Origin of the sequence: Synechococcus sp. CB0101, from assembly GCF_000179235.2 — a bacterium.
In the GTDB taxonomy this organism is placed as follows: Bacteria; Cyanobacteriota; Cyanobacteriia; order PCC-6307; family Cyanobiaceae; genus Vulcanococcus.
Genome location: NZ_CP039373.1, coordinates 2,179,409 through 2,204,517, shown reverse-complemented (window position 1 = coordinate 2,204,517; position 25,109 = coordinate 2,179,409). Strand labels below are relative to the sequence as shown.

The window sequence follows — 25,109 nt, the reverse complement described above, 5'->3', positions numbered from 1 at the left end:
CGCGGCATCTCACCCTCCTACGCAGAAGAAGGCGGCATCTGCGTCCTAAATCAGAAATGCATTCGCGACCACTCAATTAACTATGCGCACTCAAGACGCCACAACCTAGACAGCAAGAAAGTCCCGGCAGAGAGATACATTCAGATCGGTGACGTGTTGGTCAACTCAACAGGCACTGGCACACTCGGGCGCGTTGCGCAAGTACGCGAACAACCCCAAGAAGCAACGACCGTCGACTCCCATGTCACCATCGTTCGACCAGATCGAAGCATATTTTACCGAGAGTTTTTCGGCTATATGCTCGTCATAATTGAAGACGCGCTAAAAGAAGCTGGAGAAGGATGTGGCGGCCAAACCGAACTTTCTCGATCCGCGCTGGCCGAACAATTTTCAGTGAGCTATCCAGCTTCACTGACAAAACAGCAGCGGATCGTCGACATACTCGACGAAGCCTTCGAGGCCCTTGCCACCGCCAAAGCCAACGCCGAACAGAACCTCCGGAATGCCCTAGCTGTCTTCGAAAGCCACTTGGAAGCGGCCTTCAACCAGAAAGAGGAAGGATGGACGGAGAAGCGCCTGGGAGAGCTTGCCGACTTTAAGAATGGCTTGAATTTCTCGCGCAACAGCAGCGGACAGACGCTTCGCATGGTCGGCGTCGGAGACTTTCAGGAGCGCTCTATTGTCCCGCTCGACAAGCTGCAATGCACAACCATCGATGGCAACGTCACTGAGGACTACTTGATTCGCGAGGGAGATATTTTAACGGTCCGCTCCAATGGAAGCAAGGACCTGGTCGGTCGCTGCATGCTCGTTCCAGCCGTAAATGAAATGATTTCCTACTCGGGATTCATCATCCGCATACGGCCAGACGGTCAAACAACAAGCCCACGCTTCTTGCTTTACTTTATGAAGTCGAGAACTGCTCGCAGCCGCCTCACGAGCGACGGAGGAGGCACAAGCATCAGCAATATCAACCAAGCGAAACTTGCCACACTACCTGTTTTGCTTCCTCCCCTGAAGAAACAGGAGGAAATCGCGAATCACTTGGACGCCTTCAGCAAAGAATCGAAGCGACTTACCTCAATCTATGAACGCAAAATCGCCGCCCTCGAGGAACTCAAAACCTCCCTACTGCACCAGGCCTTCAGCGGCAAGATCTAACCCCTGGCGCACACGACGTTGAGCCGTATGTAATCCCTGATGCCATGAGCCCCGCGATCATCATCCTGGCAGGCCCCAATGGCGCCGGCAAAACCACCTTCGCGCGTTCGTTTCTGCCGCAAGAGGCCAACTGTCTACGGTTCATCAATGCCGATCTGATCGCCGCCGGCCTACCTCCCTACGAGGTCTGGACTATCTGGCTCGCATTCGCGAGTGGCGCTCCATGGGCTACAAGATCAGTCTCTACTTTCTGGCATTACCGAGTCCAGAAACAGCCATCCTGCGCGTTGCTGCGCGCGTGAAACAGGGAGGGCACAGCATCCCGGAGGCTGTCATCCGGCGACGCTTTATCGCAGGCTTACACAACTTCGAAGCCTGCTACAAGTCTGAGGTGATCACTGGGTGAAGTACAACAACTTGGGTGACCAACCGGTCTTGATAGAGTGGGGCGAGGCGAGTGGAGGGGAATGAAGGACATCCGTGAGTGCAGCGATCCTGTGATGCGTGGCTCCATGGCTGCTCTTCAGCGAGCAGCCGAAGAAGCGCGCCGCATTGCCATCCAGACCGGCACCGAGCTGATCACCATGCGCGAGGGAAAGATCTGCAAACTTTCGCCCGAGGAGATCGCCAAGCTGCCACCCATCGTGGAGTCCACGCCTGATTCGCAACGGACCACTGGCCCTTGACATCAACCTGAGCAGCCGTGGAGAGGTTCTCTATTCCCGCGGAGATCGGTCAGACTACCCCCATGAGTGCCACAGCCAGTCCCTCCGGCTATCACTACGTCGTCGACGAGCCGCTGCTTCGCACGATCGCGGCCGAGATCCAGGCGGCCATCCCCGGTGCCGTAGTGCGCCTGTTCGGCTCACGCGCCCGCGGTACCGCCCGCCCCGACTCGGACCTGGATCTTCTGGTGACCGTGCCGGATGCCTGGCTGGCGGCTCATTCGCGGTTGGAGCAAACCGATGCCCTGGGCTGGAAGTTGGCCTATCACCGCCTGCCGATCGAGCTTCTGCTCTTCTCCGCCAGCGAGGTGGCAGAGCGCCGGCATGGCAACAGCAATGTGATCGCTGAGGCCTTCCGCTATGGCCGCCAGCTGGATTCAGCGGAGTCCCTGCATGGCCCCAGCTGAAACCCCGAGCGGTTTTCTGCGCATCGCGCAGCGCGATCTGCGCGCGGCCCACGGAATGGTGGATGCCACTCTCTTCTATGAAGAGCACTGGGGTTTTCAGATCCAGCAAGCCACCGAGAAGGCTCTCAAAGCTTGGCTCCTCGTGCTCCAGCCAAAGCAACCACCCTTCAGCCACAACCTGAGGCTGTTGTTTCAGATGCTGCGCGATCTCAGTGCTCCGATTGATCCATTCATCGGGCTGAGTCGCTTCACGGAGTTCGCTGTTCTCAGGCGCTACGACGAAGAACCGGATCTTGAACAACTGGATCGCGCCGCCTGGAATCAGCTCTGTGCCGATCTGCTCGCCCATGTGGCCGCGCTGATCCCATGAATGAGGCCGACACCCGTGCCGAATTGATCGATCCGCTGCTCACGGCAGCCGGTTGGGGCGTGGTGGAAGGCAGCCGCATCCGGCGTGAGTTTTCGATCACCCCCGGCCGCATTGAAGGCGGTGGTCGTCGCGGCAAACCGCTCACAGCCGACTACGTGCTCACCTATCGCAACACCCAGCTGGCGGTGGTGGAGGCCAAGCCCGACACCGCACCCCTCACCGAAGGCGTGGCCCAGGCCAAGGACTACGCCAGCAAACTGCAACTGCGCTTCACCTACGCCAGCAACGGCCTTGGCGTCTACGCCATCGACATGGCCACCGGTGAGGAGGGCGAAGCCGAACGCTTCCCCACACCGGAGGAGCTGTGGACACGCCAGTTCGCCGAGGAGAACGCCTGGCGAGATCGCTTTGCGGCCGTTCCCTATGCAGACAAGGGGGGCAGCTGGCAGATCCGCTTTTATCAGGACATTGCTGTGTCGCGGGTGCTGGAAGCGGTAGCCACCGGCTGCGACCGCATCCTGCTCACCCTCGCCACCGGTACCGGCAAAACCTCGATGGCCTTCCAGATCCTCTGGAAGCTGTTCCAGTCCCGCTGGAATCTGTCCGGCCAGCCCAGTCGCCGGCCACGCATTCTCTTTCTCGCGGATCGCAACACCCTCGCCGATCAAGCCTTCAACGACTTCACCAGTTTCGCCGCCTTCGAAGACAACGCGTTAGCTCGAATGGAACCCGGCGATCTGCGCAAAAAGGGCCGCGTACCCACCAACGCCAGTGTGTTCATCACCATCTTCCAGACCTTCATGAGCGGTCCGGTGGTGGAGGGCAAACCCTCACCCTGGTTCGGTCAATACCCGGCGGACTTTTTCGACTTCATCGTGATCGATGAATGCCACCGCGGCGGCGCCAACAACGAATCCACCTGGCGCGGCATCCTCGAATACTTCGCCCCCGCGGTGCAGCTGGGGCTCACCGCCACCCCCCGGCGCACCGACAACGCCGACACCTACGCCTACTTCGGCGAACCGGTGTTCACCTACTCCCTGAAGGAAGGCATCAACGACGGCTTCCTAACGCCCTTCCGCGTCAAGCAGATCACCACAAGCCTTGATGAGTACGTCTACACCGCAGACGACACCGTGGTGGAAGGAGAGGTTCAGGAGGGGAAGCGCTATACCGAGGCCGAGTTCAATCGCATCATCGAGATTGAGCGGCGCGAACGGCAGCGGGTGGAGATCCTGCTCAGTCAGATCAACCAGCGCGAGAAAACGCTGGTGTTCTGCGCCACCCAGGAGCACGCCCTGGCGATTCGCGACCTGATCAACCAGCGCAAGAGCAGCACCGATCCCAACTACTGCCATCGCGTGACGGCCGACGATGGCGAACTCGGCAACACCTGGCTACGGGCTTTTCAGGACAACGAGAAGACACTCCCCACCATCCTCACCACTTCGCAGAAGCTCTCGACTGGCGTGGATGCCCGCAATGTACGCAACATCGCCTTGCTGCGTCCCGTGAATTCGATGATCGAGTTCAAGCAGATCATCGGTCGTGGCACCCGCCTCTACGACGGTAAGGACTACTTCACCATCCTCGATTTCGTGAAGGCGCATCACCATTTCAGTGATGCGGAATGGGATGGAGAGCCAATCGCGCCCGAAGGGCCTGCGAGAGGCACCCCTACACCGAACCCGGGACCTGAAGAGCCGGAAGATCCAGCAACGACCGATCCGGACACGCAGCCTCGGCCAGCGAAGGTCAAGACCAAGCTCGGCGATGGCAAGGAGCGATCGGTCCAGCACATCCTGGTCACCAGCTTCTGGCATCCCGATGGCAAGCCGATGAGCTCACAGCAATTCATCGAACTGCTGTATGGAGAACTGCCTGAGTTTGTGCGAGACGAAGCCGAACTACGGGCCATCTGGAGCAAGCCACACACTCGCAGCAAGCTGCTGCAGGGACTGGCAGACAAGGGCTTTGGACCCGATCAACTGACTGAGATGCAAGCGATCATCTCCGCCGAGGACAGCGACCTCTTTGATGTACTGGCTCACGTGGCTTACGCCTTACCACCCATCCCACGCGAGTTGCGCGCGCAACAGGCTCGGCTGTACATCCACTCCCACTTCACCAACAAACAACAGCTTTTTATCGACTTTGTGCTTCAGCATTACGTGACCACAGGCGTGCAGGAGCTGGCCCAAGAAAAACTGGCGGCATTGCTGCGTCTCCGCTACCAGAACTCCATCGCCGATGCCATTTCGGATCTGGGACAACCAGAGGAAATCGGGAAATTGTTCGCAGGGTTTCAGCGCTACTTATACGAGCCCGAGCCTCAGTGTTAATCCGGCAAATCAACGACCACCTCGTCCGGGCAGATCAGATCCACCGCCCGACGCGCATCGCCAAGCACCTCCACCAACATCCGCGGTGATTCGCGCAACAACGCGATCCAACTAGCGAGATAGGCGGCGTGATTGGCCACATCACTGCCGATCTCGAGTCGTTCCCCCAGCAACACCGCGCCCAGTTCCGCCACCAGCTCCTCACGGGCGTAGGCACGGCTGCCCACCGTCCCGGAGAGATCACGCGCCAGGCGGGCGGGATGCCCCGTGGAATGCACCGCCTCGTGCCCCCAGGTGGCATAAAGCGCAGCCGGGGAGTGAAACACCGCCCGCTCAGGCAAGTGAATGCAATCAGCCGCAGGCCGATAGCAGGCCTGACCGCCGCCATGCACCGCCTCAACCGGCCAGCTGGAGAGCACAGATTCCGCAGCCGCCAGCCGCTCGGGCACCGGTCGCCGCACCACCCCATCCGCCTCACGGCGCGTCTGGATCAGCCCTGCGAGCGCCTCACCCACCAGATCCGCCGCGTTGAACACGGGCACCGGCCGGTAGCTCACCCAGCTGCGGGGCATGGCGGCCGATCCAGAGGCCTCCACCGCTGCGGACGCCTCTGGATCGGCCGGGCTCACATGCACCTGAGGCCGCAACACATACACCGCCTTACTGCCTTTGCGCGGCGAGAGTCCGCGCGACTTCGCCTCCCCGAAACCGCACCAATAAGGCAGGGCCGAACCACGCAGGTGCATCCCAAGGGTGAGCAACACCGGATTGGAGCCGCGGTAGCGGCGGCCACTGATCAGGTTCACGTGATGACCACCACCCACCGCGTCCCACTCGCGCCGCCAGGGGGTTGTTCCCTGCTCGAGCAGGGCGATCAACGATTCGGTGAGCTTCTGATCAACAACGGCAGGCATGGCAGCGCAAACGGCACTGCCCTGAGCGTTCCCCGCGGCCGCCCCGCAGCGTCAGTGCAAGGCGACGCGGTCCTGCAAGGTCCCGCTCACGTATTTGTGCAGAACGCTGAGCCCCATGGCCGTGATGCCCTGATGGTCGTGGAACGGCACCGGTGGAGCTTCAACTGCCCAAAAAGGTATAGATTCAGAACTCTATGGAGTTTGAGTTCGACCCGAGCAAAAGCCAGTCCAACCAGGAGAAGCACGGCATTGACTTCGTTGCCGCGCAGGCGCTCTGGGAAGACCCCGCTTTGCTGGAGATCGCCGCGCGCACGCTGGATGAGCCGCGATGGCTCGTCATCGGTCGCATTCAGCGCAAACACTGGTCAGCGGTGATCACCCTGCGCGGCCAAGCCATCCGACTCATCTCCGTCCGTCGATCACGCCCTGAGGAGATTCAGCTCTATGAACAGCTCTGAGTTTGATCAATCCTTCGATCAGGGCGATTCCGTGCTGAACTCGCTGGATCTCGCCTCCGCCCGGCGGCCCCGTCTGCAGCAGAAGCGCGTCAATGTCGACTTTCCGCTCTGGATGGTCGAACAACTGGATCGGGAAGCGTCGCGCCTCGGCGTGACGCGCCAGTCGATCATCAAGGTTTGGCTGTCGGAGCGGTTGGAGCCGCCTCTCGCGGCCGATCGGCCGCAGGCCACCGGAAACCGCTGACGCGTGCCGAGGCAGACATCAGAGGGATGGCCTACAGATCACGGATGGAGAGGCGACTATTGATGCGCTGATCTTTCTGACCCGTGGCCCTGGCGGACTCGCGAAGGTCCTCCAACAGCGCAGCTGTTGCAACGCTCTGCAGGGCGCCTAGTTCGACATCTTCGAGCAATTGCTGCTCGGTAGCGTCGAGAGGGATCTCAGTGTTCGGTTCAGGCATCGTTTCTCCCCAGACGTACATCACTGTGGAGCCTGACCACCAGAAACCGTTTTCCGGCCTTCCGGTGCCAACCTCGGCCGCAAACAGCGGACACCTCACGCCATGGCCCGCCGCGCTGCCCTGGATCGCCAGACGCTGATCGCCCTGGGGCCGGAACGGCTCGCCGATCTGCTGCTCGACCTGGCCAATGCCGATCCAGCGCTCAAACGCCAACTGCGGCTGGCGGTGGCCACCGGCGCCAGTCCCACCGATGCGGCATCCCTGGTGCGCGAACGCCTGGGCACGATCCGCCGCGGCAGCACCTTCCTCAAAGGGCCCCAGATCAGAGCCCTGGCCAAAGATCTCGACCAACAACGCGACGCCATCACCGGTCCGATTGCCGCAGCGGAGCCAGCGGCGGCCTTGACACTGCTGTGGGAGTTTCTCGATCTGAGCGACAGCGTGTTCGCGCGGTGCATCGACCGCAGTGGGGTGCTGTCGGATCTGTTCCGCAGCGCTTGCCGGCAACTCGGCCCCCTGGCTCTGGCCGCCGAACCCGATCCAGAAACGCTGGCCGAACAGGTGTTCAACGCCTTCTGCGACAACGGCTATGGCATCTACGACCCACTGATCGCCAGCCTCACCGAGGCGCTGGGCCCCCAAGGGCTGCAGGCCCTCAAGCAACGGTTCGAGCAGCTGGCCCAGGAGCCGGTGCCCGTCCCTCCGGAAGCGGAGTGGAAAGCGGTGTCGTGGGGCAGTGGCGGCACGGGCTACGCCCATCAATATGCCGAACAGGCGCGCCAGTGGGCCGTGAAGGACGGCCTGCAGGCCGTGGCCCAGGCCATGGGTGATGTGGATGGCTACATCAGCCAATTCAGCGAGGAACAGCGGCGCGCCCCGCGCATCGCCGCCGGGATCGCCCAGCGCCTGCTCAAGGCCGATCGGCCGGCGGATGCCCTGCAGGCCCTGGAATTCGGCCCAGCCCATCGCAGCGGCTGGCCGGTGTTCGACTGGGAGGACGCCCACATCGCCACCCTGGAAGCCCTGGGTCGCAGCGCCGATGCCCAGGCCGCACGCTGGCAGTGCTTTGAGCGCTCACTCAACGAGGAGTACCTCAGGGCTTACCTGCAACAGCTGCCCGCTTTCGAGGATGTGGAGGCTGAACAGCAGGCGATCGACCTGGCCGCCAAGCACCCCCAACACCTGCAAGCGCTCTGCTTTCTGCTCAACTGGCCGTCAGCCCTCGGCCGGGCCGCCGAACTGATCGTGCAGCGCCGCGACAGCCTGGATGGCGATCAGTACACCGTGTTTGGTCCCGCAGCGGAGAAGCTGAGCGCCGACCATCCCCTGGCCGCCACCCTCGCCTTGCGCTGCATGGTGGATTTCACCCTCACCCACGCCCGCAGCAGCCGATACAGCCACGCCGCCAACCATCTGCACACCTGCCAGCTGCTCAGCCAGCGCATCAGTGACTGGGGCGCCATCCAGCCCCACGACGCCTACATGGCCACCATCCGCAGCCAACATGCTCGCAAGAGCAGCTTCTGGAGCCAGGCCAAGCCGCTGGGGCTCTGAGGGTGTGACACGACCCGGGGCCGGATCTCAGGGATGAGGCGCTGCCAGCCAAGCCTTGAGATCAGCCATTCCCGTGAAATCGAGCAGCGCCTCGGCCAAGGCCTCCAGTTGAGGCAGCGACAACTGGCTGACCTGCGCTTGCTGCTCCGGGCTGAGCTCACCGCAGCGGCGACGAAGCATCAGCAAGGTGAGCTCCACCTCGCCTTGCTGGCGGCCTTCCTGGCGCCCTTCCTGGCGCCCTTGGCCGAAGATTTCGCGGTAGGCGGCGCTTTGGCTGAAATCCTCGAGGGTGATGCCGCCCATGGCGCAGATCTCCGGTAGGGGTCGACCGCTGAAGCGTGTCATCAAGATAGCGGCGATCACATCGATGGTTCCGGCGGCATCAGTGGTGCCAGCAACGGCGGTGCGGATCTGCGCTGCCGTCTCAGGCAGCTTGTCCTCGCTTTCCAGCAACAGGGCCAGACTGCGCAACAGGGGCGGGGCCGCTGGATCGTCGAGGGCTGGTTGCAACTCCAGCCACTGCACGCGCCGCTCGATGAACTCCGCCACAGCAGTGGGATCGCCAAAGCCCATATCCCGCCGCGGCAGAGCACCACCACCCGCCAGTGCTGAATCGAGCTGTCCTGTTGCAGCAGACGCGCACTCTCCGCATAGAGGCGCCGCAGGAACCCAGAGTCGGGCCCCATCTGCGCCTCGAAGATCACCACCGGCCGATCGGGCCGCTGCTCCCGGGGCCAGAACAGACCATCGAGCCGGTGTTCGCGCTCCTTGAGAACGGGCGCACTGAAGCTGTAGGTGGCATCAGGCGGAAGGTCGTTTTGGAGCTGCAGGATCCGATCCGGCGCGAGCTGAAACACCCAATAAAAGAGCTTGTCGCTCGCGCTCACAGCTGCAGATCTGCCGCACGCATGCACTTAAGCATCCCTGCAACAACAGGGGGAGCACAGCGATCTACAGGGAAACTCACAGGGAAACTCAAAACACCGAATCAGTGGGTCAGCCCACTGATGAGGGATCAGCAGGTTGCAACCGGAATTTCGACATTTCAGTTTGCAACGGGGAAACTTACAGGGAAAGCAGGGCAACCACCCCTAGTCATACCAAGCGATCTCAGCGAAAAACGATTGATTCGTAATCAGTAGGTCGCAGGTTCAAATCCAGTCACCGGCTTGAAGACACAAAAGAACCGCCAGAGGCCCTGCAGTCACTGGCGGTTCTTTTGTTTTACGGCGATTGGCTTTTCCGTGATCGCGACGGCTGTGCGACAGCGTTGAGCGGGAAAAGCCTCGATGGATGGCTACAACGCAGATACGACCTTTCGCACGCAAGGCACAGTTCATGGAGCGATCCACCATGCAGCAACTGATGGATGCTGCACGGCAAGAAGCACAACAAAGCTGGATGGAAGGGGGGATTCCCATCGGCGCGGTCTTGGCCAGGGAAGACGGCACGATCGTGGCCCGTGGCCACAACCAGCGGGTGCAGAACGGTGATCCCACCAGTCATGGGGAAACGCAATGCATCCGCAATGCAGGCCGGCGCCGCGACTGGCGGGATCTCACCCTGGTGACCACGCTCTCGCCTTGCCCCATGTGCGCTGGCACGGCTGTGCTGCTGGGGTTCCGCCGGGTACTGATCGGTGAGCGGCGCAGCTTTCAAGGAGCCGAGCGATGGCTGGAGGAAGCCGGGATTGCCGTGGAGTGCCTCAATGACCCTGCCTGCGAAGACTTGATGCAAACCATGCTGGAGCAGAAGCCCGAGCTCTGGGCCGAAGACATCGGCCAGTGACGGCGCAGCGGCGGAGCCCGGCACCAAGACAACAAAAAGCCCCCGCTTGCGCGGGGCTTCTGGTTCAACCGTGATTGAACCGTTTTGAGGATCAACCTCAGCCGATGGCGGGGGCAGTCAGAGCCACGGGGGTGGCTTCTGCAGCAGCCAGGTCGAGGGGAAGTTGTGAGCGTTGCGCTCGTGCATCACTTCCATACCCAGGTTGGCGCGGTTCAGCACGTCGGCCCAGGTGTTCAGCACACGACCCTGGGAATCCAGGATCGACTGGTTGAAGTTGAAGCCGTTCAGGTTGAACGCCATGGTGCTCACGCCCAGGGCGGTGAACCAGATGCCGACCACAGGCCAGGCAGCCAGGAAGAAGTGCAAGCTGCGGCTGTTGTTGAAGCTGGCGTATTGGAAGATCAGGCGACCGAAGTAACCGTGGGCAGCCACGATGTTGTAGGTCTCTTCCTCTTGGCCGAACTTGTAGCCGTAGTTCTGGGACTCGCTCTCGGTGGTTTCACGCACCAGGGAGGAGGTCACCAGGGAGCCGTGCATGGCGGAGAACAGGCTGCCGCCGAACACACCAGCCACACCAAGCATGTGGAAGGGGTGCATCAGGATGTTGTGCTCAGCCTGGAACACCAGCATGTAGTTGAAGGTGCCGCTGATACCCAGGGGCATGGCGTCCGAGAAGGAGCCCTGACCGAAGGGATACACAAGGAACACAGCAGAGGCTGCGGCCACGGGTGCGCTGTAAGCAACGCAGATCCAGGGGCGCATGCCCAGGCGGTAGGAGAGTTCCCACTCACGTCCCATGTAGGCGTAGATGCCGATGAGGAAGTGGAAAACCACCAGCTGGAAAGGACCGCCGTTGTACAGCCACTCGTCGAGGCTGGCGGCTTCCCAGATGGGATAGAAGTGCAGACCAATGGCGTTGCTGCTGGGGATCACAGCGCCAGAGATGATGTTGTTGCCGTACAGCAGGGAGCCGGCAACGGGCTCACGGATGCCGTCGATATCAACCGGGGGAGCGGCGATAAAGGCAACGATGAAGCAGATGGTGGCGGCCAGCAGGCAGGGAATCATCAGAACGCCGAACCAACCCACGTAGAGGCGGTTGTCGGTGCTGGTGACCCACTCGCAGAACTGGTTCCACGCAGAAGCGCCTTGGCGCTGCTGGATGGTGGTGGTCATGAGTACGGATACGTAGTGCTCAGCAGCCAAGCCCGAATGGACTCGTTGTTGAGCGGGAAGGAAGGACAGGCCGGAAACCCGCCCTGCCACAGATGAATGTAACGGATGTTTGCGCCGTGTGACGTGGGTTGAAGCGCGTCCGGGGCGCAGCGCAGCTAATCAATCCGATCAGCTGCGCTGATGCAACACCTGGTCAATCGCTGAGATCGCTGCTAGGAGTTGCCTTTCTCCGCCCAGGCCATGCGCCTCTCCGCCCTGTCTCTGGCCGCCGCGCTGCTGCTGGTGGGTTGTCAGAGCCAGCCCCCTGCCGAGGACGAGCGTCTCAATCGAATCGAGCTGCGGTTGCAACAACTCGAGCAGCGCCAGGCCAAGCCAGGGACAGGAAACACGGCCGATCCCTCGGGCAAAGCACCAGCCGGTCCCGTGAAATCGCTCACGTTCCGGATGGGCACCACAGACGATCGGCTTCGTATTTACTGGGCCGATGGCTCCAGCAGCGACCTGCCCTGCACCAAGGAGCAGAGCACATGGGCTTGCGGCTGAGCTGATTCCCCAACTTTCATTGCCATGCTTCGCATTACCTCGATCGCAGGCGGACTTGCTGCGGCGTCCCTGGCCCTGGCCCCGGCTACCGGCCTGGCCCAGAACGTGCAAGAAACCCTTGATCGGATTGATCAGCTGCAGCAGCAAGCCACTGCTCGCCAGCGCGCCATGAACCTGGCGCGAAACACCGCGGTAACCCTGAACGGCGGCCTGACCCAGTACATCCCCGCCGCCTGCATGTTCACCTCCGGTGGCAGCGGCGGCAGCTGCATGGTCGGCAACGACAGCAAAGGATTCCTGTTCCGCTTCAACGGCGGCAAGCCTGGCTGGCAGGAGGCAGGGCAGCCCCCCACCATCACCACCGAGATCCTGATCAGCCCTGACGGCCGCACCGTGCAACAGCTGATCTACAACGGCCCCGCCATCTGAGGCCAGCACCCCAGAGCCTCTGCCCAGCTGGGCTGACACGCCCAGATTTCCCGGCGGCAGAGGCTCAAGGCGATGCCCTTCTCGCCGTACGCCGCCTCATTGATGAACACCGGCCAGCGGGCCAGTGAGGCGGCCTCTGCGGCAGGTGCGTAGGCCAGGGTTGTTCCATCGGCTCTCCAATACAGCGGATCGCCTGGCTCCAGAGGCCGCCAATCGCGGTGCTGCAACTGCGGGTGCAACGCAGCAGCCGGGGTTCCATCGGGATGGCGGGGCAGATCGAGGCTGCTGTGATGCAGATGCACCTGAAGATGACAGGGCAGGCGCAGCGTGCTTAGAGCCGCCGCGGCCAGGGTGTCGAGAGCCGCTTCCAAGGCCAGCTGCGTTTGCCGGCAGATCGCCGCGGCCACCAAACCCTGGGGCACCGGCCCCACCTCAATCACCAACCCAACCGGCCAGCGCTCCACCAGGAACCCCGTTTGGGCCGCATCAGCCTCATGCAGATAAACCGGCAAGCCCAGCCGAGCCTGGATGCCGGCGGCCAAGGCGAGATCGGCGGGCCGGCGGCCGTACACCACCAGGGAATTGCCCATAGCGCTGGTGGTGCTGTGCAGATCGAGGGCCACCCCACAGGGCTGCTCCCCATCAGGGCCATGGGCCACCAGCAGGGCACGGGCTCGCTGCACCTCGCGTTCGGCGCGACTGGCATCCGCCAGCAACTCCGGCGTGAAGCACCGGTTGAGGTCGCGATCGAGGTAGCGGCGATTGGCTGCGAACGCATCGGGATTGCCGATCTCCAGCTGAAGATCGAGTCCTGCGGCATTCAGCAACTCCGGGCGAGCCCGCCATTGCTCGAGCAGCCAGGGGGCATTGCGCTCGTTGCCATGGGTGGCCGCTACCACCAGCACTCGGCCCTGGCCCATGCCTGTTCTCCGGCTCGTTGCTGCGCCAGCCTGGCAGCGATGCAGTGATGCCGGCGATGGCGATTCCTCCTGTCGTGGTGAGCGCCGCCCGTGCTGGCTGGAACTGGCAATGGCAACAGCTGATGCAGGGGCTTGGCCCCGCTGACAGCGATGGGAACTACCGCCGGCCCGCCGCGGCCTTCAGCGCCCTGCCGCCTCTGCCAACCAATGCCGCAGAGCCGGGCTCCCATGTGCTGATCGTGGGGCGGAGCTGCCCCTGGGCCCACCGCGCCTGGCTGGTATGGACGCTGCGGCAGTTGCAGAACAGCATCGAACTGTTGGTGGTGGAGCCCGACCCGGAAGCCGGGCGCTGGCGCTTCGGCACACCGTTTTTGGGCTGCAGCACCCTCCAGGAGCTCTATCGCCGCTCTGGGGCCACCACCGACCAGCGGGCCACGGTGCCGGTGCTGGTGGAACGCAGCAGCGGCCGGGTGGTGCTGGGGGAAAGCGCCCGGCTGATCGAGCTGCTCAACCAATGGCCGGCTCCAGCCGAGGCCCCCGATCTGGCGCCAGCGGAGCTGAGCGCAGGGATCGAAGGCTGGCGGGAGCTGTTTCAAGGAGCCGTCAACGACGGGGTGTATCGCTGTGGCTTCGCTCGCAACCAGTCGGCCTACGACCGCGCCGAAAGCGAACTGTTTGCAGCACTGGAGCAAGCCGAAGCTGCCCTGGGCACGTCCGGGGCTGGGCCATGGCTGTGCGGCAACTGCCTCACCCTGGCGGATGTGCAACTCTTCCCCACCTTGATCCGCCTGGAGCTGGTGTACGCCCCGTTGTTCGGTGTGTCGCGGCGGCCCCTCTGGCAGTTGCCGGCCCTGTGGCACTGGCGCCAACGGGTGTTTGGGCTGCCTGGCGTGGCCGACACCTGCTGCGATCAGGCTTGGCGCCAGGACTACTTCGGCGCCCTATTCCCCTTGCACCCCTCCGGGATCGTGCCCGCTGGTCCGGCCCTGGCCACACTGGTGCAAGCACCGCCGCCGCCATGACCAGCTTCGAAGGGGTGTACGGGCCGTACAGCATCACGGCAGAGGACGAGCGGGAAGTGCTCAGCTACCGGCTGGCGCTGTGCGTCGCCGCCATCGCCCAAGTGGGTTTGTTGCTGCAGTGGCGCCAGCTCGGCGACGCCTGGCTCTGGCCGTGGCTGCTGCCCTTGCTGCTGGGGGTGGGCCTGGCCTTGCGCTGGATTCACATCTACCTGCGGCCCCTGCATCGGGCTCTGCAGCTCCTCTGGCTGCTGGGATGCGTGGGCTTTGCCGCCTTGGCCATCAGCGCCGGCCCAGGCGGCATGGCCGCTGCGGTAGCGGCCCATCCCGCCTGGATCTGGGCGATCGGTCCGTTCTTTGCCGCCCTGGCCGGCATCGGCTTCAAGGAGTTTTTCTGCTTCCGCCGCCCGGAAGCGATTGGGGTGACGCTGCTGCTGCCGCTGGCCCTACTCGGCGCCTTAACCGGCCTGCTGCCTCTCACCGCCACCGCCAATCTTCTTGGGCTCGAAGCCGCGCTGCTCCTGGTGCTCACCCTGCGCAAATTCCCGATGCCAGCGGCCGCCGATGTGGGCGATAAGAGTGTGTTCGCCTACTTAGAAGAGCAGCGACGAGGCAGTGGCAAGGACTCCGAGTTGACTTGATTTTCTCAAGTCAACAACCAGTTCTCAAAGTGTCACGCACCATCAGAGGTGTCGCCGAGATGCCTTGAACCGTCGTTTTTGAGTTCGTGAGGGACTTGGCGTTCGCGCCCTTCCAAACTCCTCTTCGATCGCCGCTGAGGCAAGACCTGAGATGCCTTAGGGACATTGAACCCTGCACCAGCAGTGCCTTCTTCCTCCCTCTCCTGCAAATACTGGTGATACAGGGGCAAATTCCACATCTTCAGGAGCACAGGGAACTCCACCTGGACTCCGCAATTCCTGGAATTACTTGAGGAGCACAAGAACTTGTAGGTATTCCGCGCGGGCAACCAGACCAGCAACGCCCCAGCACCACCACACAGAGGGCATTCCAACTTCCACTTAGGAATACCAGGAGACCCGACTGGCACTGGTTTCTTTAGGCAGCATTCAAATAGTCTTTGGCGATATCTTCTGTCTAAGAGGGTTTCCATATTGTCCTTTACTTACTGAACTGTTTTAGCATTTACCTTAAATTATTACAAGCACTCACTAATACCTAGAAGACTTGACAACCATAGAGATTTTATGTATAATTACCTTTGTCAGGTTTCAAGAACAAATCAGGATAGATGCAACACAAACTCTTATAAATATCTTTGTTAGGGATGGCATCAATATTGTCAATATTGAATAATATCACCTCCAGATGAGTCGCCGCAGGCGACATTGCGCGATAGCGCAATGAATAAAGATCAATTAAAATCATAAGGTGTTTTAAAGAAGATCTTAAAACCAATCGATCACAAGTACATCTAAGGAAACTCTGGACAAGCGGTGTTTGAGCGGCGGCAGCGAGCAGAAAGAGTGGTTTTGGCTGCAAATTGCCTCTGAGGCCATTTTTTGATGACCTTGGCTCACATATCCAGCCACTTTCGGCTGGTTTTGAGGCTAAATAGAGGTGTGCAGGCACACCAAGTCCCTGTTCACACTGTCGCGAGTAATTGTCGTCGGGCCTGGTACAGATTCGACAGTGCCGCAAGCACGTTGATTTTGCAGCGGTTCTTGGCCAAGCCTCGCAGCCGGGTCTTTTGAAAGCCGAACTGCTGCTTGATCACACGGAAGGGATGCTCAACCTTGGAGCGGATGTGAGCTTTGGCCGTCTCGATCAGATCCTGCACCCTCCCATCCGGGGTGTCAGGAAGAGCCCTGCGCGTGCCGGGCCGCATCGCCACTCTGAACTCCGCTGTCTTGCCAGCCATTTCTGGTCTCTTGGCGATGCCCTGGTAGCCAGCATCGCCGTACACCACCTCCTCATCTCCATGCAGTAGCTCAGCTGCCGGGGTGAGGTCGTGCACGTTGGCGGCGGTGACGACAACCGAATGGATCAGGCCTGAGTCCTTGTCAACGCCGGCGTGGACCTTCATGCCGAAGTACCACTGGTTGCCCTTTTTGGTCTGGTGCATCTCCGGATCCCGCTTCCCATCTTTGTTCTTGGTGGAGCTGGGCGCTGCGATCAAGGTGGCATCGACGATCGTGCCCTGACGCATGGTTACGCCCCGAGCGGCCAGGAGCGCTTTGACGGTGTCAAAAATCTGCTCACCCAGCCCATGCTTCTCAAGCAGATGGCGGAACGTGAGGATCGTGGTCTCGTCCGGGATCCGATCGCTGATCAGCTCGATGCCGGCAAAGCGGCGCATGGTGGGCACCTCGATCAAGGCCTCTTCCATGGCCGGATCGCTGAGGGAGTACCACTGCTGCAGCAGATGAATGCGCAGCATCGTTGCCAGCGGATAGGGAGGCCTGCCGCCTTTCTTGCTCGCCTTGGGGTAGTGCGGCTCGATCAGATCGATGAGTGCCTGCCAAGGCACCACAGCCTCCATCTCGGAGAGAAATTTCTCGCGCTTGGTGCGCTTCTTGGCCGTGGTCAGCTCATAGTCCGTGAAACCGAGCTGCTTGCCGCCCATCAACCCAGTCCTGGTCTGCGATTACAGGTTCATTTTCGCGCAGACGGGCTGGGTTTTCCAGAATTTCCCTAAGACAGCGACCATTTGAATAAACTCAAGGCAAACCCATTTGGAATCCACAATATTTACATCCTTCATCAAGACATCAAGCACCATGAATTCAATCAAGTCAACCCGAGAACAGATATCATTCAAGCGGCATGAGGCATACCTGCAAAGCACAAGAGATCAACTTTGCAGGCACTATCGATTGAACAAAAGTGACCTCATTAAATTCTTAATCAAGAAGGAAGCATACATCCTTAAACAACCACACGAGACCTGGGGTTAACAATGAGAAGCGAGAGTAAGAAGCAGTTGATTGAGATCCAGAAGAATGTGATCAGTCCTATTACCCACACGATTGCATTCAAAACTCCCGATGAGGTAATGGAGGCAGCACTTGATTGCTTCTGGAGACAACTCAAACAGAAGAAGTTGCTCTGAATGCCCTGGAACTTGCCAAGTCCCCATATGAGTACACTTCAAAATGCAGCATTATGCTGCGTAATACTGCAAATAGGTTATGCATTTAATGAATAAAGCATCAGGCATGTTTCCTATTAGGATAGTTACACGGGGGGGTGATATGCAATGATTGCTACGCGCTACAGAGCAAAGATGACCCCCTACGAAGTCAGCAAGAGGAACTTGCTGTCCAGATCGCCTAAACGAATCACGATCACCATTCCCCACTCCACCTTTGAGGCGATTGTCCAACGCAGCAATGAGGAGGGTCGTTCCCTAAGCAATCTGGCGGCATTCATCCTGGAGCAGGGCATCCAAAAGCAATAGGTTTGCCAATACCTACCACCTTCACCCTTCCCCAGCAGGTCACCCTGCTGGTTTTTTTATGTCAGAATTCAATTTCTAGCGATCCTGCAGATACTGATCCAGAATCTCAAGAATCAGTTCATCCAGCGACCTTCCAGTTGCCGCAGCATTTTCCGCAAGTTTTTTTAACAGCGCAGGGGGCAAGTCAATATCCAGTTTCTTCGGGAGTTTATCTGGATCAATTCGATACCTGCCATCATCACCCGAATCCATCTAGACAGATTTCTCCTGAGACTTGGTGGACAGTATAGCAAGATCGTAAGCACATTCCTTGTCAAGGTATGCGCGCATTGCATCTTGGATTAGTGTGACAATTTTCTCCCTCTTATGCAGTGCCAATATTTTTAGCGCAAGGTGATCGCGCTCATCCAGTGTAATTGTGACTCGACCCACGCAGACACAAGTGCATTGCGTTTCGATGCTACACACATGGTTTGTTTTTGATAATTTGATGCTTCTGCATCAATGCACTAAACCATCAGAGTGCTTCCCCATGCACCATCAGTCGTCATGACCACTCAACCAACTTCAATGCTCCAGTTGGTTTTGCGTACGTCTTGAGCAGTTCATCCAACCTGTGCCCCGCGATAGCAGCAACATCAGCAGGGGAATTTCCTGATGCAAGCGTGTGACTCAAGAAGGTGTGACGCTGAGAATAAAGTTTTCGATATTTAATTCCACAACTCTTGAGAGTTCTCTTCCATACACGCTCTAGCAGTGCATCGTAGAGATTGCTTCGCGTTCTTTTTGTCAAAAAGAGCAGTCCATAAGGTTGGTAAAGGTTCATCGCCTGCATCAGCACCTGGTGTTCCTGCAACATCTTGAGCACTCCAGTCGTCAAGGGAACAATCCGATGCTTCTTATTCTTTGTCTCACCCCACTGCCGCAAGACGTTGGAATCTTCCCGACGCTTAAGAGACTTGGTGATCTTGCACTCGGATTGCTCCCAATCAATGCAATCCCAAGTCAGACCAATGATTTCTGAGTTTCTCAAACCCGTGCTCAACCACAAAAAAAAGATCGGGTAGTACCAATCCTCATTGATCTTGAGATGCTCAAGAATCTTGGATACTTCTGCTCTGGTCAGGATGTCGTCGAACACGGAACGACTTGGAATCCTGATCCTGTGCCCCGTAAACGCCCCCTGCTCTGGATTGACTCTGCGGAATGTGCTCAAAACACCCAAGCGAGTCTGAGGAGCAATTCCACGATCTTCCATCCAAGTGAGGAATGCCGCTACCTCTGAGCGCGTTCTGAGCGGTCTTCCGTAGGTCTGAACCAACCGCAGAGCGTGACGCACCCTCCGCATTGCATCTTTAAAGCTGCTACTCCATTAAGGTTGTTGCATCACGCGTAGCAACTGCCCATGGACCCTCCACGGGTTGACACGCAAGGCGATCAGCCAAGCCGGCCCGGGACTTTGCGGGAACGTGAGCGGATTGCATTGGCGATCAGTGCGGCCTCAGAGCGTTACCGGAGCCTGAGCCGCGCTTGGAAGCAGCGCCTGTTGGATGAGTTGGAGGCGCTGAGCGGCTATCACCGCAAATCGCTGCTGCGCCGGTTGAACCAGCGAACCGATCAGCAGCAGAGCAGCCGGCGCGGCCAACACCGCCGCCGGTACGGCCCGGAGGTTGTTGAGGCGCTGGTACCGCTGTGGGAAGCCAGCGATCGGCTGTGCGGCAAGCGCCTGCATGCGCTGCTTCCGCAGCTGGTGGAATCACTCGAGCACCACGGTCACCTGCAGCTGGAGCAGTCGGTGAGGGCACGGGTGTTGATGATGAGCAGCGCCACGATTGACCGTCTGCTGGCCCCAGTGCGCCAGAGCAGTGGAGGCAATGGATGGAGACGCCCTCCCCGGGCCCACAGCGGTGTTCGCCGCCGCGTGCAGGTGCGCACGTTCAAGGGATGGGATGACCACAAGCAGCCCGGCTGGCTGGAGATCGATCTGGTGGCCCACTGCGGGGGGCGCCTGGAAGGTCGCTTCATTTGGACTCTGGTAGCCACCGATATCGCCACGGGCTGGAGCGAGAGCCTGCCGGTGATCACGCGCGATGGGGCCTCGGTGTTGGCCGCTATCCAGCGACTGCGGCAGCAACTTCCCTTCCCGTTGCGTGGAATCGATGCCGACAACGATCCAGCGTTCATGAATGCGCTGATGGAGCAGTGGTGTGATGCACCGGAGCAAGGGATCGAGCTCACCCGCTCACGCGCCTACCAGAGCAACGATCAGGCCTGGGTGGAGCAGAAGAACGGGGTGCTGATCCGCCGTGTGGTGGGCTACGAGCGCTTGGTGGGCCTGGAGGCCGCTCAGGTGCTAGCTGAGCTGTACGCGGCACTGCGGCTGTTCACGAACCTGTTTCAGCCGTCGTTCAAGCTCAAGAGCAGCGTGCGGGAGGGAGGCCGGATCAAGCGGCTGCACCACCCGCCGCGGACACCGCTGCAGCAGCTACTGCGTACCGGTGTGCTGGGCGAGCAGGAAGCCGCTGACCTCAGGGAGTTGAGACAACGGTGTGACCCTGTGGCGCTACTAGCCACGATGCGCAGCTGCCAGAGCCGGTTAGCGCTGTTGATCAGCGGCCAGCACGCCAACGCCATGGCGGGTGATCCGCTTGCCTGGAAATCCCCAGAAGAAGAAAAACGAGAGCTGGAGCGCTTTCTGCAGGGCTTACAGGCGCTGTGGCGCCAGAGCAGACCAATGCAGAAAAAGCCCAAACCGCGGCAAGGCCGCCGCAGCCGTGTGGATCCCTTTGAGGTTCATGCAGCCCTCATCCCCCAGTGGTTGGAGGCAGAGCCGGATGTGGGCAGCCAGGAGCTACTGGAGAGGCTGATCGCCTTGGCCCCTGAGCGCTATGGCCCCCAACACAAACGCACGCTGCAGCGGCGAATCAGGGATTGGCGCGTGGCCAGGGTGCAGCAGGCCCTGGAGCGTGCAGCAGACAGACCAGAACCCAAACCCTGGACAGAAGAGGGAGTGTTACCAAGCGTCAACTAAAGACGGTAACAAGTACTTGATGCAATGCGCCTCCCTTGACCATTGACACGCAGGAGTTCGGTCAGTCCTGCAACTAGCGATTGATCGGCAGAATCCTGAGGTACAGGGCGATAAGAATCAAGGGTATAATCCAGTTTTCCCAAACAATAATCTTCCCATATTTGAGCACTAAGCGTTCGCGCTCTTGCAATTGCAACAGGATCGCTATATCGACCCAAGCGATTAATGAAGCGATCTACTCCGTCGATCCGCACTCGTACCTGGATTACTCCATTATTATTGCGTAGCGACGGCGGTTTTCTCAATACGATTGATAGGTTCGTGATTGCAGTCCATTCTCTCAGAACCCAGTCTCTAAGCTGGTTTTGAGGGTTACAGTTATTAATTTGTCAACCCCTTTAAAGCATCGGTTGACTTGAATTCTGGATAATCCCAAAGACCACTGCCTGACTCCTGTTCTGGCAGAAGCGACCTCAGCGGAAGCGGCGATAAGAGTGTGTTTGCTTATCTGGAAGCTCAGCGGCAGCAAACCGGATCTTGAGCCTGATCAGCCTGGTGGATGTCCGCAAGGATTTCGGCATCCGCACCCTGTTTGAAGGCCTGAGCCTGCACGTGAGCGAGCGGGAGCGGCTCGGGCTGATCGGCCCCAACGGCGCGGGCAAATCCACCCTGATGCGGGTGCTGGCGGGGCTGGAGCCCCCGGGCGCCGGCGAGCGGCGGGTGCTGCCCCAGGCCCGAATCGTGCTGGTGAGCCAAGAGCCCGAGATGGATCCGGAGCGCACCGTGCTCGAGCAGGTGTTCGCCGAAAGCGGCGAAAAGATGCAGCTGCTGCGGCGCTACACCGAGGTGAGCGATGCCCTCGCCCACGCCCATAGCGCCGGCAACGACGACACCGCCCTGCTCTCCGAACTCGGCGAACTCAACGCCCGGATGGACCAGAGCCAGGCCTGGGATCTGGAGCAACAGATCCGGGAGGTGCTGCAGCGCCTGGGCATCGGCGACACCCAGCGCCGCGTGGGTGATCTTTCCGGCGGTTACCGCAAACGCCTGGCCCTGGCGGCAGCCCTGGTGGCCGACCCGGATGTGCTGCTACTCGATGAGCCCACCAACCACCTCGATGCCGACTGCATCCAGTGGCTGCAGGGCTACCTGCAGCGCTTCCGCGGCGCCCTGGTGCTGATCACCCACGACCGCTACGTGCTCGATCAGGTCACCAGCCGCATCGTGGAGGTGGATCGCGGCGAAGCCAGGAGCTACAGCGGCAACTACGCCTATTACCTGGCCCGCAAAGCCGAGGAAGACGCTGCCGAAGCGGCCAGCGAAGCCAAGTTGCGCAGCGTGTTGCGGCGGGAGCTGGAGTGGCTCAAGCGCGGCCCCAAGGCCCGCAGCACCAAGCAGAAAGCGCGCATCCAGCGCATCGAAGCGATGCAGGAGCAGCCCAAGCGCCAGGCCAAGGGGCAGCTGAGCCTGTCCACCAACCAGCGCCGCCTGGGCAAGCGCGCCATCGAAGCCGAAGACCTGGGGGTATGGGCCAGCGAGGACGCCCGGGCCAGCGGTGCCTCACCCCTACTGCGTGCCTTCAGCTACGACTTCAGCCCCGAAGACCGCATCGGGATCATTGGCCCCAATGGCTCCGGCAAATCCACCCTGTTGGATCTGATCGCCGGGCGACGCCAGGCCCATGCCGGCCGCATCGAGCTCGGCAGCACCGTGAAGCTGGCTTACTTCGATCAACACAGCCATCAGGTGCTTGAGGGCACCGATGCCGCCGGCCGCCAGCGCAAGGTGATTGATGTGGTGAAGGAGGCGGCCAGCAGCGTGGAGCTCGAAGGCTCCACCCTCAGCGCCTCCCAGCTGCTGGAGCGCTTTCTGTTCCCACCGGCCCAGCAACACCAGCCGGTGAGCAAGCTCTCCGGCGGTGAGCGGCGGCGGCTGCACCTCTGCCGGTTGCTGATCGAAGCGCCCAACGTGCTGCTGCTCGATGAGCCCACCAACGACCTCGACGTGCAGACCCTCACGGTGCTGGAGGACTTCCTGGAAGACTTCCGCGGCTGTGTGGTGGTGGTCTCCCACGACCGCTACTTCCTCGATCGCACCGTGGATCGGCTGTTCAGCTTCGAGAACGGCCAACTGGAGCGCTTCGAGGGCAACTACAGCAGCTATCTCGAGCGGCAGCAGGGCAAAAGCACCGCGACCAACAGCGCCAATGCAGCACGGCCGGCCGCCGCATCTGAGCCAGCCGAGGCCAGTGCCCCCGCCAAACCTGCGGCCACCAAAATCCGCCGACGCAGCTTCAAGGAAACCCGCGAACTGGAGCAGCTCGATGCCCAGCTCCCGCAGTGGGAAGCCCGCCGCGGCGAACTGGAGGGCCTGCTGGCCATAGGCGGCAGCGACTACGCCGCCCTGGAAGCCCTGAGCGCGGAGCTCTCGGAGCTGCTGGCGCGGATTGCCCGTGGCGAAGAGCGGTGGCTCGAGCTCAGCGAACTGGCTGGCTAGCGCTGCTGCGCCGCCGGCGCAGCTGATGGGGCAGATCCGTCGCAGAGGGCCGGCAGGACGCCGGCCTGGCCGTGAGTTCACAGCGCGGCGCTGGCGTGGGGCTTGAACCCAGCCAGGGCTGGCGGCGAATGCGACCGGTACGGGCCTCCTCCTCCTTGAGGGCCGTGGGTTTGTAGTCGTCCACGCCGCGCTGCAGCGCCATTTCATCGCCCATTCGCCGCAGGTAGAGATCCAGCGACCACTGCACCTGGTTGTGCTCGAACGCCTCGCAGGCCGCCTGGAGGGAACTGAAGCGCTGGCTCACCAAGCCACTGGGGGCACATTGCTTCCACTCGAGCACATCCTCAAAGCTGAGGCCAATGCGCCATTGACGCTGCTCGGAGAGGTAACAGTGATGCTCCGGACCATTGATCCAATACAGGCGATCGCGGTCGTCGATGAAATGGCGATCGCGGCGTTGGCGGATGCGTGTCATGGCCCCAGGAGCCTGGTGCTCTCTCCATAGCAACGCTGAAGCGAGCGCGCCGCAGGCCCGCGCAGCGGGCCGAAATCAGAAGCCCACCACAAACAACTCCTGCTTGGGGTGATAGCCCGTATGGTGTGCACGATGTCGAGCGGCCGAGCACTTCCGGCCTCCTCCATGAGCACCATCGACGAGCACATCGCGAAGGACAAATCCGAGATCGAAGCGGCACGCGCGGCCGGTGATCAGGGCAAGGTCCGTCACCTCGAAGAGGAAGTGAAGGACCTCGAGGAGTACAAGGCTCACCACCCCGACGACAAGCACGACCCCACCCCGCTTGAGGTGTTCTGCGACCTCAACCCCGACGCACCTGAGTGCCTCGTCTACGACGACTGAGTCGTTACCCCCGCGGCGTCACCCGGAAGCGAGCTTCATATCCCGAGCTCCTTCCAGGTGGCCGCCAGCAGCTTGTCCAGATTGGCTGAAGTCGCAGCAGAAATCGCCAGCACAGGCTTGCCGCAATGGGCGCTCGCCAGCTCGACCCGCTCCTTCAGCTCATCATCCAACAACAGTTCGGTCTTGTTGAGCGCCACCAGACAGGGTCGCTCCTCGAGCCCGTTGCCATAGGCCTGAAGCTCCTGCTCCACCACCTGCAGGTCGCGCACCACATCGTCGGAGCTGGCATCCACCAGGTGGATCAGCAGCCGAGTGCGCTGGATGTGGCGCAGGAAATCGTGGCCCAGGCCCGCCCCCTGGGCGGCACCAGCAATCAGGCCGGGGATGTCGGCAAACACGGTGCCATCGCCGGTGGGACGGCGCACCACGCCGAGATTGGGCACCAGGGTGGTGAAGGGATAGTCGGCGATCTTGGGCCGCGCTGCTGACAGCACGGAGATCAACGTGCTCTTGCCGGCATTGGGCAGGCCGATGATGCCCACCTCCGCCAGCAGCTTCAGCTCCAGCTGCAGGTTCCATTCCTCGCCATCGCGGCCCTCGGTGCACTTCTCGGGCGCCCGGTTGCGGTTGCTCAAGTAGTGGGCGTTGCCCAGGCCGCCGCGGCCACCAACCGCCACCAACAGCTTCTCGCCTTTGTCGGTGAGGTCGCCCAACAGGATGCCGGTGCGCAGATCGCGCACCTCCGTGCCGCAGGGCACCTTGATCGTGAGGCCGTCACCGCTGGCACCGGTGCTTTTGTTGGGCCCGCCGCGGCGGCCATCCACCGCTTCAAACAGCCGTTTGTATTTGAAGTCGAGCAGGGTCTGAAGGTTGGGATCAGCTTCCAACCACACATCGCCGCCACGGCCACCGTCTCCGCCGGAGGGGCCGCCTGCCGGCACATATTTCTCCCGGCGGAAGGCCACGATGCCGTCGCCGCCGCGGCCAGCCCGCACCGCAATGCGGGCCTGATCAATGAACTGCATTTGACCAACC

27 protein-coding genes and 2 pseudogenes are annotated in these 25,109 nt (G+C 61.0%); 18 read left to right on the top strand and 11 right to left on the bottom strand.

Translation table 11 applies throughout. The features are described from left to right. Positions 1–153 precede the first annotated feature (153 nt). The 6 genes from CB0101_RS11850 (at position 154) to hsdR (ending at position 5,005) form a co-directional block, all read left to right on the top strand. Positions 154–1,161 (top strand): restriction endonuclease subunit S, encoded by a 1,008-nt coding sequence (locus CB0101_RS11850; protein ID WP_210409955.1) that lies wholly within the window; start codon positions 154–156, stop codon positions 1,159–1,161. Positions 1,162–1,205: 44 nt separating this feature from the next. Next, a complete protein-coding gene (locus CB0101_RS15680; RefSeq protein ID WP_010311129.1) occupies positions 1,206–1,463 on the top strand; it encodes a hypothetical protein in 258 nt (85 codons plus the stop codon). A gap of 165 nt (positions 1,464–1,628) precedes the next feature. Next, on the top strand, positions 1,629–1,847 hold the full coding sequence (locus tag CB0101_RS11840; RefSeq protein ID WP_010311131.1) for a hypothetical protein: 219 nt from the start codon (positions 1,629–1,631) through the stop codon (positions 1,845–1,847). A gap of 62 nt (positions 1,848–1,909) precedes the next feature. After that, complete coding sequence (locus tag CB0101_RS11835; protein ID WP_010311133.1) at positions 1,910–2,293, top strand: nucleotidyltransferase domain-containing protein; 384 nt, start codon at positions 1,910–1,912, stop codon at positions 2,291–2,293. Beyond that, entirely contained in the window at positions 2,280–2,663 is a 384-nt protein-coding gene (locus CB0101_RS11830; protein ID WP_010311136.1) for a HEPN domain-containing protein, read from the top strand. The genes CB0101_RS11835 and CB0101_RS11830 overlap by 14 nt, the downstream gene beginning before the upstream one ends. Next, a complete protein-coding gene (gene hsdR / locus CB0101_RS11825) occupies positions 2,660–5,005 on the top strand; it encodes an EcoAI/FtnUII family type I restriction enzme subunit R (RefSeq protein ID WP_010311139.1) in 2,346 nt (781 codons plus the stop codon). The genes CB0101_RS11830 and hsdR overlap by 4 nt, the downstream gene beginning before the upstream one ends. On the opposite strand, the gene CB0101_RS11820 is transcribed toward hsdR, so the two are convergent. Then, entirely contained in the window at positions 5,002–5,919 is a 918-nt protein-coding gene (locus CB0101_RS11820; RefSeq protein WP_010311141.1) for an ArdC family protein, read from the bottom strand. The two genes, hsdR and CB0101_RS11820, sit on opposite strands and share 4 nt — an antisense overlap. A 194-nt stretch (positions 5,920–6,113) precedes the next feature. On the opposite strand from CB0101_RS11820, the gene CB0101_RS11815 reads away from it, so the two are divergent. After that, a complete protein-coding gene (locus CB0101_RS11815) occupies positions 6,114–6,377 on the top strand; it encodes a BrnT family toxin (protein ID WP_010311145.1) in 264 nt (87 codons plus the stop codon). Further along, positions 6,364–6,621: a type II toxin-antitoxin system BrnA family antitoxin gene (gene brnA / locus CB0101_RS11810; protein WP_010311146.1), complete on the top strand. Its 258-nt coding sequence runs from the start codon at positions 6,364–6,366 to the stop codon at positions 6,619–6,621. Before CB0101_RS11815 ends, brnA begins: the two co-directional genes overlap by 14 nt. A 31-nt stretch (positions 6,622–6,652) precedes the next feature. Here brnA and CB0101_RS11805 read toward each other — a convergent pair whose 3' ends face one another. After that, a complete protein-coding gene (locus tag CB0101_RS11805; protein WP_043718058.1) occupies positions 6,653–6,838 on the bottom strand; it encodes a hypothetical protein in 186 nt (61 codons plus the stop codon). A 102-nt stretch (positions 6,839–6,940) separates the two neighbouring features. On the opposite strand from CB0101_RS11805, the gene CB0101_RS11800 reads away from it, so the two are divergent. After that, positions 6,941–8,392 carry a DUF6880 family protein gene (locus CB0101_RS11800; RefSeq protein WP_010311150.1) on the top strand — a complete coding sequence of 484 codons (1,452 nt, stop codon included), beginning with the start codon at positions 6,941–6,943 and terminating at the stop codon, positions 8,390–8,392. A gap of 27 nt (positions 8,393–8,419) precedes the next feature. On the opposite strand, the gene CB0101_RS15555 is transcribed toward CB0101_RS11800, so the two are convergent. Continuing rightward, on the bottom strand, positions 8,420–8,965 hold the full coding sequence (locus CB0101_RS15555) for a DUF4351 domain-containing protein (RefSeq protein WP_029553107.1): 546 nt from the start codon (positions 8,963–8,965) through the stop codon (positions 8,420–8,422). A 26-nt stretch (positions 8,966–8,991) separates the two neighbouring features. Further along, positions 8,992–9,279, bottom strand: a pseudogene (locus CB0101_RS15875) (DUF2887 domain-containing protein); the annotation flags it as partial. A 451-nt stretch (positions 9,280–9,730) separates the two neighbouring features. Here CB0101_RS15875 and CB0101_RS11785 point away from each other — a divergent pair. Further along, positions 9,731–10,180, top strand: a complete 450-nt coding sequence (locus tag CB0101_RS11785; protein WP_043718053.1) for a nucleoside deaminase — start codon at positions 9,731–9,733, stop codon at positions 10,178–10,180. Positions 10,181–10,277: 97 nt separating this feature from the next. Here CB0101_RS11785 and psbA read toward each other — a convergent pair. Continuing rightward, positions 10,278–11,356: pseudogene (psbA, locus tag CB0101_RS11780) on the bottom strand (photosystem II q(b) protein). 219 nt (positions 11,357–11,575) lie between these two features. Here psbA and CB0101_RS11775 point away from each other — a divergent pair. Together CB0101_RS11775 and CB0101_RS11770 are read left to right on the top strand one after the other, a co-directional pair. After that, positions 11,576–11,899, top strand: coding sequence for a hypothetical protein (locus CB0101_RS11775; RefSeq protein ID WP_010311164.1), 324 nt, complete (start codon positions 11,576–11,578; stop codon positions 11,897–11,899). A gap of 24 nt (positions 11,900–11,923) precedes the next feature. Further along, positions 11,924–12,328, top strand: a complete 405-nt coding sequence (locus CB0101_RS11770; protein WP_010311166.1) for a hypothetical protein — start codon at positions 11,924–11,926, stop codon at positions 12,326–12,328. On the opposite strand, the gene CB0101_RS11765 is transcribed toward CB0101_RS11770, so the two are convergent. After that, positions 12,307–13,248, bottom strand: a complete 942-nt coding sequence (locus CB0101_RS11765) for an aspartoacylase (protein WP_010311169.1) — start codon at positions 13,246–13,248, stop codon at positions 12,307–12,309. The two genes, CB0101_RS11770 and CB0101_RS11765, sit on opposite strands and share 22 nt — an antisense overlap. Positions 13,249–13,304: 56 nt before the next feature. Between CB0101_RS11765 and CB0101_RS11760 the strand changes: the two genes are divergently transcribed. After that, the gene (locus CB0101_RS11760; RefSeq protein WP_029553108.1) at positions 13,305–14,270 is read left to right on the top strand and encodes a glutathione S-transferase C-terminal domain-containing protein; all 966 of its coding nucleotides are present in this window, start codon (positions 13,305–13,307) and stop codon (positions 14,268–14,270) included. Continuing rightward, a complete protein-coding gene (locus CB0101_RS11755) occupies positions 14,267–14,908 on the top strand; it encodes a DUF2301 domain-containing membrane protein (RefSeq protein WP_010311173.1) in 642 nt (213 codons plus the stop codon). The genes CB0101_RS11760 and CB0101_RS11755 overlap by 4 nt, the downstream gene beginning before the upstream one ends. A 965-nt stretch (positions 14,909–15,873) precedes the next feature. Here CB0101_RS11755 and CB0101_RS11750 read toward each other — a convergent pair. After that, positions 15,874–16,854: an IS5 family transposase gene (locus tag CB0101_RS11750; protein ID WP_136643901.1), complete on the bottom strand. Its 981-nt coding sequence runs from the start codon at positions 16,852–16,854 to the stop codon at positions 15,874–15,876. Between the two features lie 633 nt (positions 16,855–17,487). On the opposite strand from CB0101_RS11750, the gene CB0101_RS11745 reads away from it, so the two are divergent. Next, entirely contained in the window at positions 17,488–17,688 is a 201-nt protein-coding gene (locus CB0101_RS11745; protein ID WP_010312797.1) for a hypothetical protein, read from the top strand. 75 nt (positions 17,689–17,763) lie between these two features. Here CB0101_RS11745 and CB0101_RS11740 read toward each other — a convergent pair whose 3' ends face one another. After that, positions 17,764–17,940 carry a ribbon-helix-helix protein, CopG family gene (locus CB0101_RS11740; RefSeq protein ID WP_136644115.1) on the bottom strand — a complete coding sequence of 59 codons (177 nt, stop codon included), beginning with the start codon at positions 17,938–17,940 and terminating at the stop codon, positions 17,764–17,766. A 295-nt stretch (positions 17,941–18,235) separates the two neighbouring features. Continuing rightward, the gene (locus tag CB0101_RS11735) at positions 18,236–19,009 is read right to left on the bottom strand and encodes a site-specific integrase (RefSeq protein ID WP_168187979.1); all 774 of its coding nucleotides are present in this window, start codon (positions 19,007–19,009) and stop codon (positions 18,236–18,238) included. Positions 19,010–19,171: 162 nt separating this feature from the next. On the opposite strand from CB0101_RS11735, the gene CB0101_RS11730 reads away from it, so the two are divergent. Both CB0101_RS11730 and CB0101_RS11725 read left to right on the top strand, forming a co-directional pair. Beyond that, positions 19,172–20,719, top strand: coding sequence for a transposase family protein (locus tag CB0101_RS11730; protein ID WP_246833756.1), 1,548 nt, complete (start codon positions 19,172–19,174; stop codon positions 20,717–20,719). 537 nt (positions 20,720–21,256) lie between these two features. Beyond that, entirely contained in the window at positions 21,257–23,215 is a 1,959-nt protein-coding gene (locus tag CB0101_RS11725) for an ABC-F family ATP-binding cassette domain-containing protein (protein WP_010311184.1), read from the top strand. On the opposite strand, the gene CB0101_RS11720 is transcribed toward CB0101_RS11725, so the two are convergent. Then, positions 23,196–23,690 carry a hypothetical protein gene (locus CB0101_RS11720; RefSeq protein ID WP_010311187.1) on the bottom strand — a complete coding sequence of 165 codons (495 nt, stop codon included), beginning with the start codon at positions 23,688–23,690 and terminating at the stop codon, positions 23,196–23,198. The two genes, CB0101_RS11725 and CB0101_RS11720, sit on opposite strands and share 20 nt — an antisense overlap. A 165-nt stretch (positions 23,691–23,855) precedes the next feature. Between CB0101_RS11720 and CB0101_RS11715 the strand changes: the two genes are divergently transcribed. Continuing rightward, entirely contained in the window at positions 23,856–24,074 is a 219-nt protein-coding gene (locus CB0101_RS11715; RefSeq protein WP_010311189.1) for a Calvin cycle protein CP12, read from the top strand. A gap of 35 nt (positions 24,075–24,109) precedes the next feature. On the opposite strand, the gene cgtA is transcribed toward CB0101_RS11715, so the two are convergent. Further along, entirely contained in the window at positions 24,110–25,099 is a 990-nt protein-coding gene (gene cgtA, locus CB0101_RS11710; RefSeq protein WP_010311191.1) for an Obg family GTPase CgtA, read from the bottom strand. Positions 25,100–25,109 lie beyond the last annotated feature (10 nt).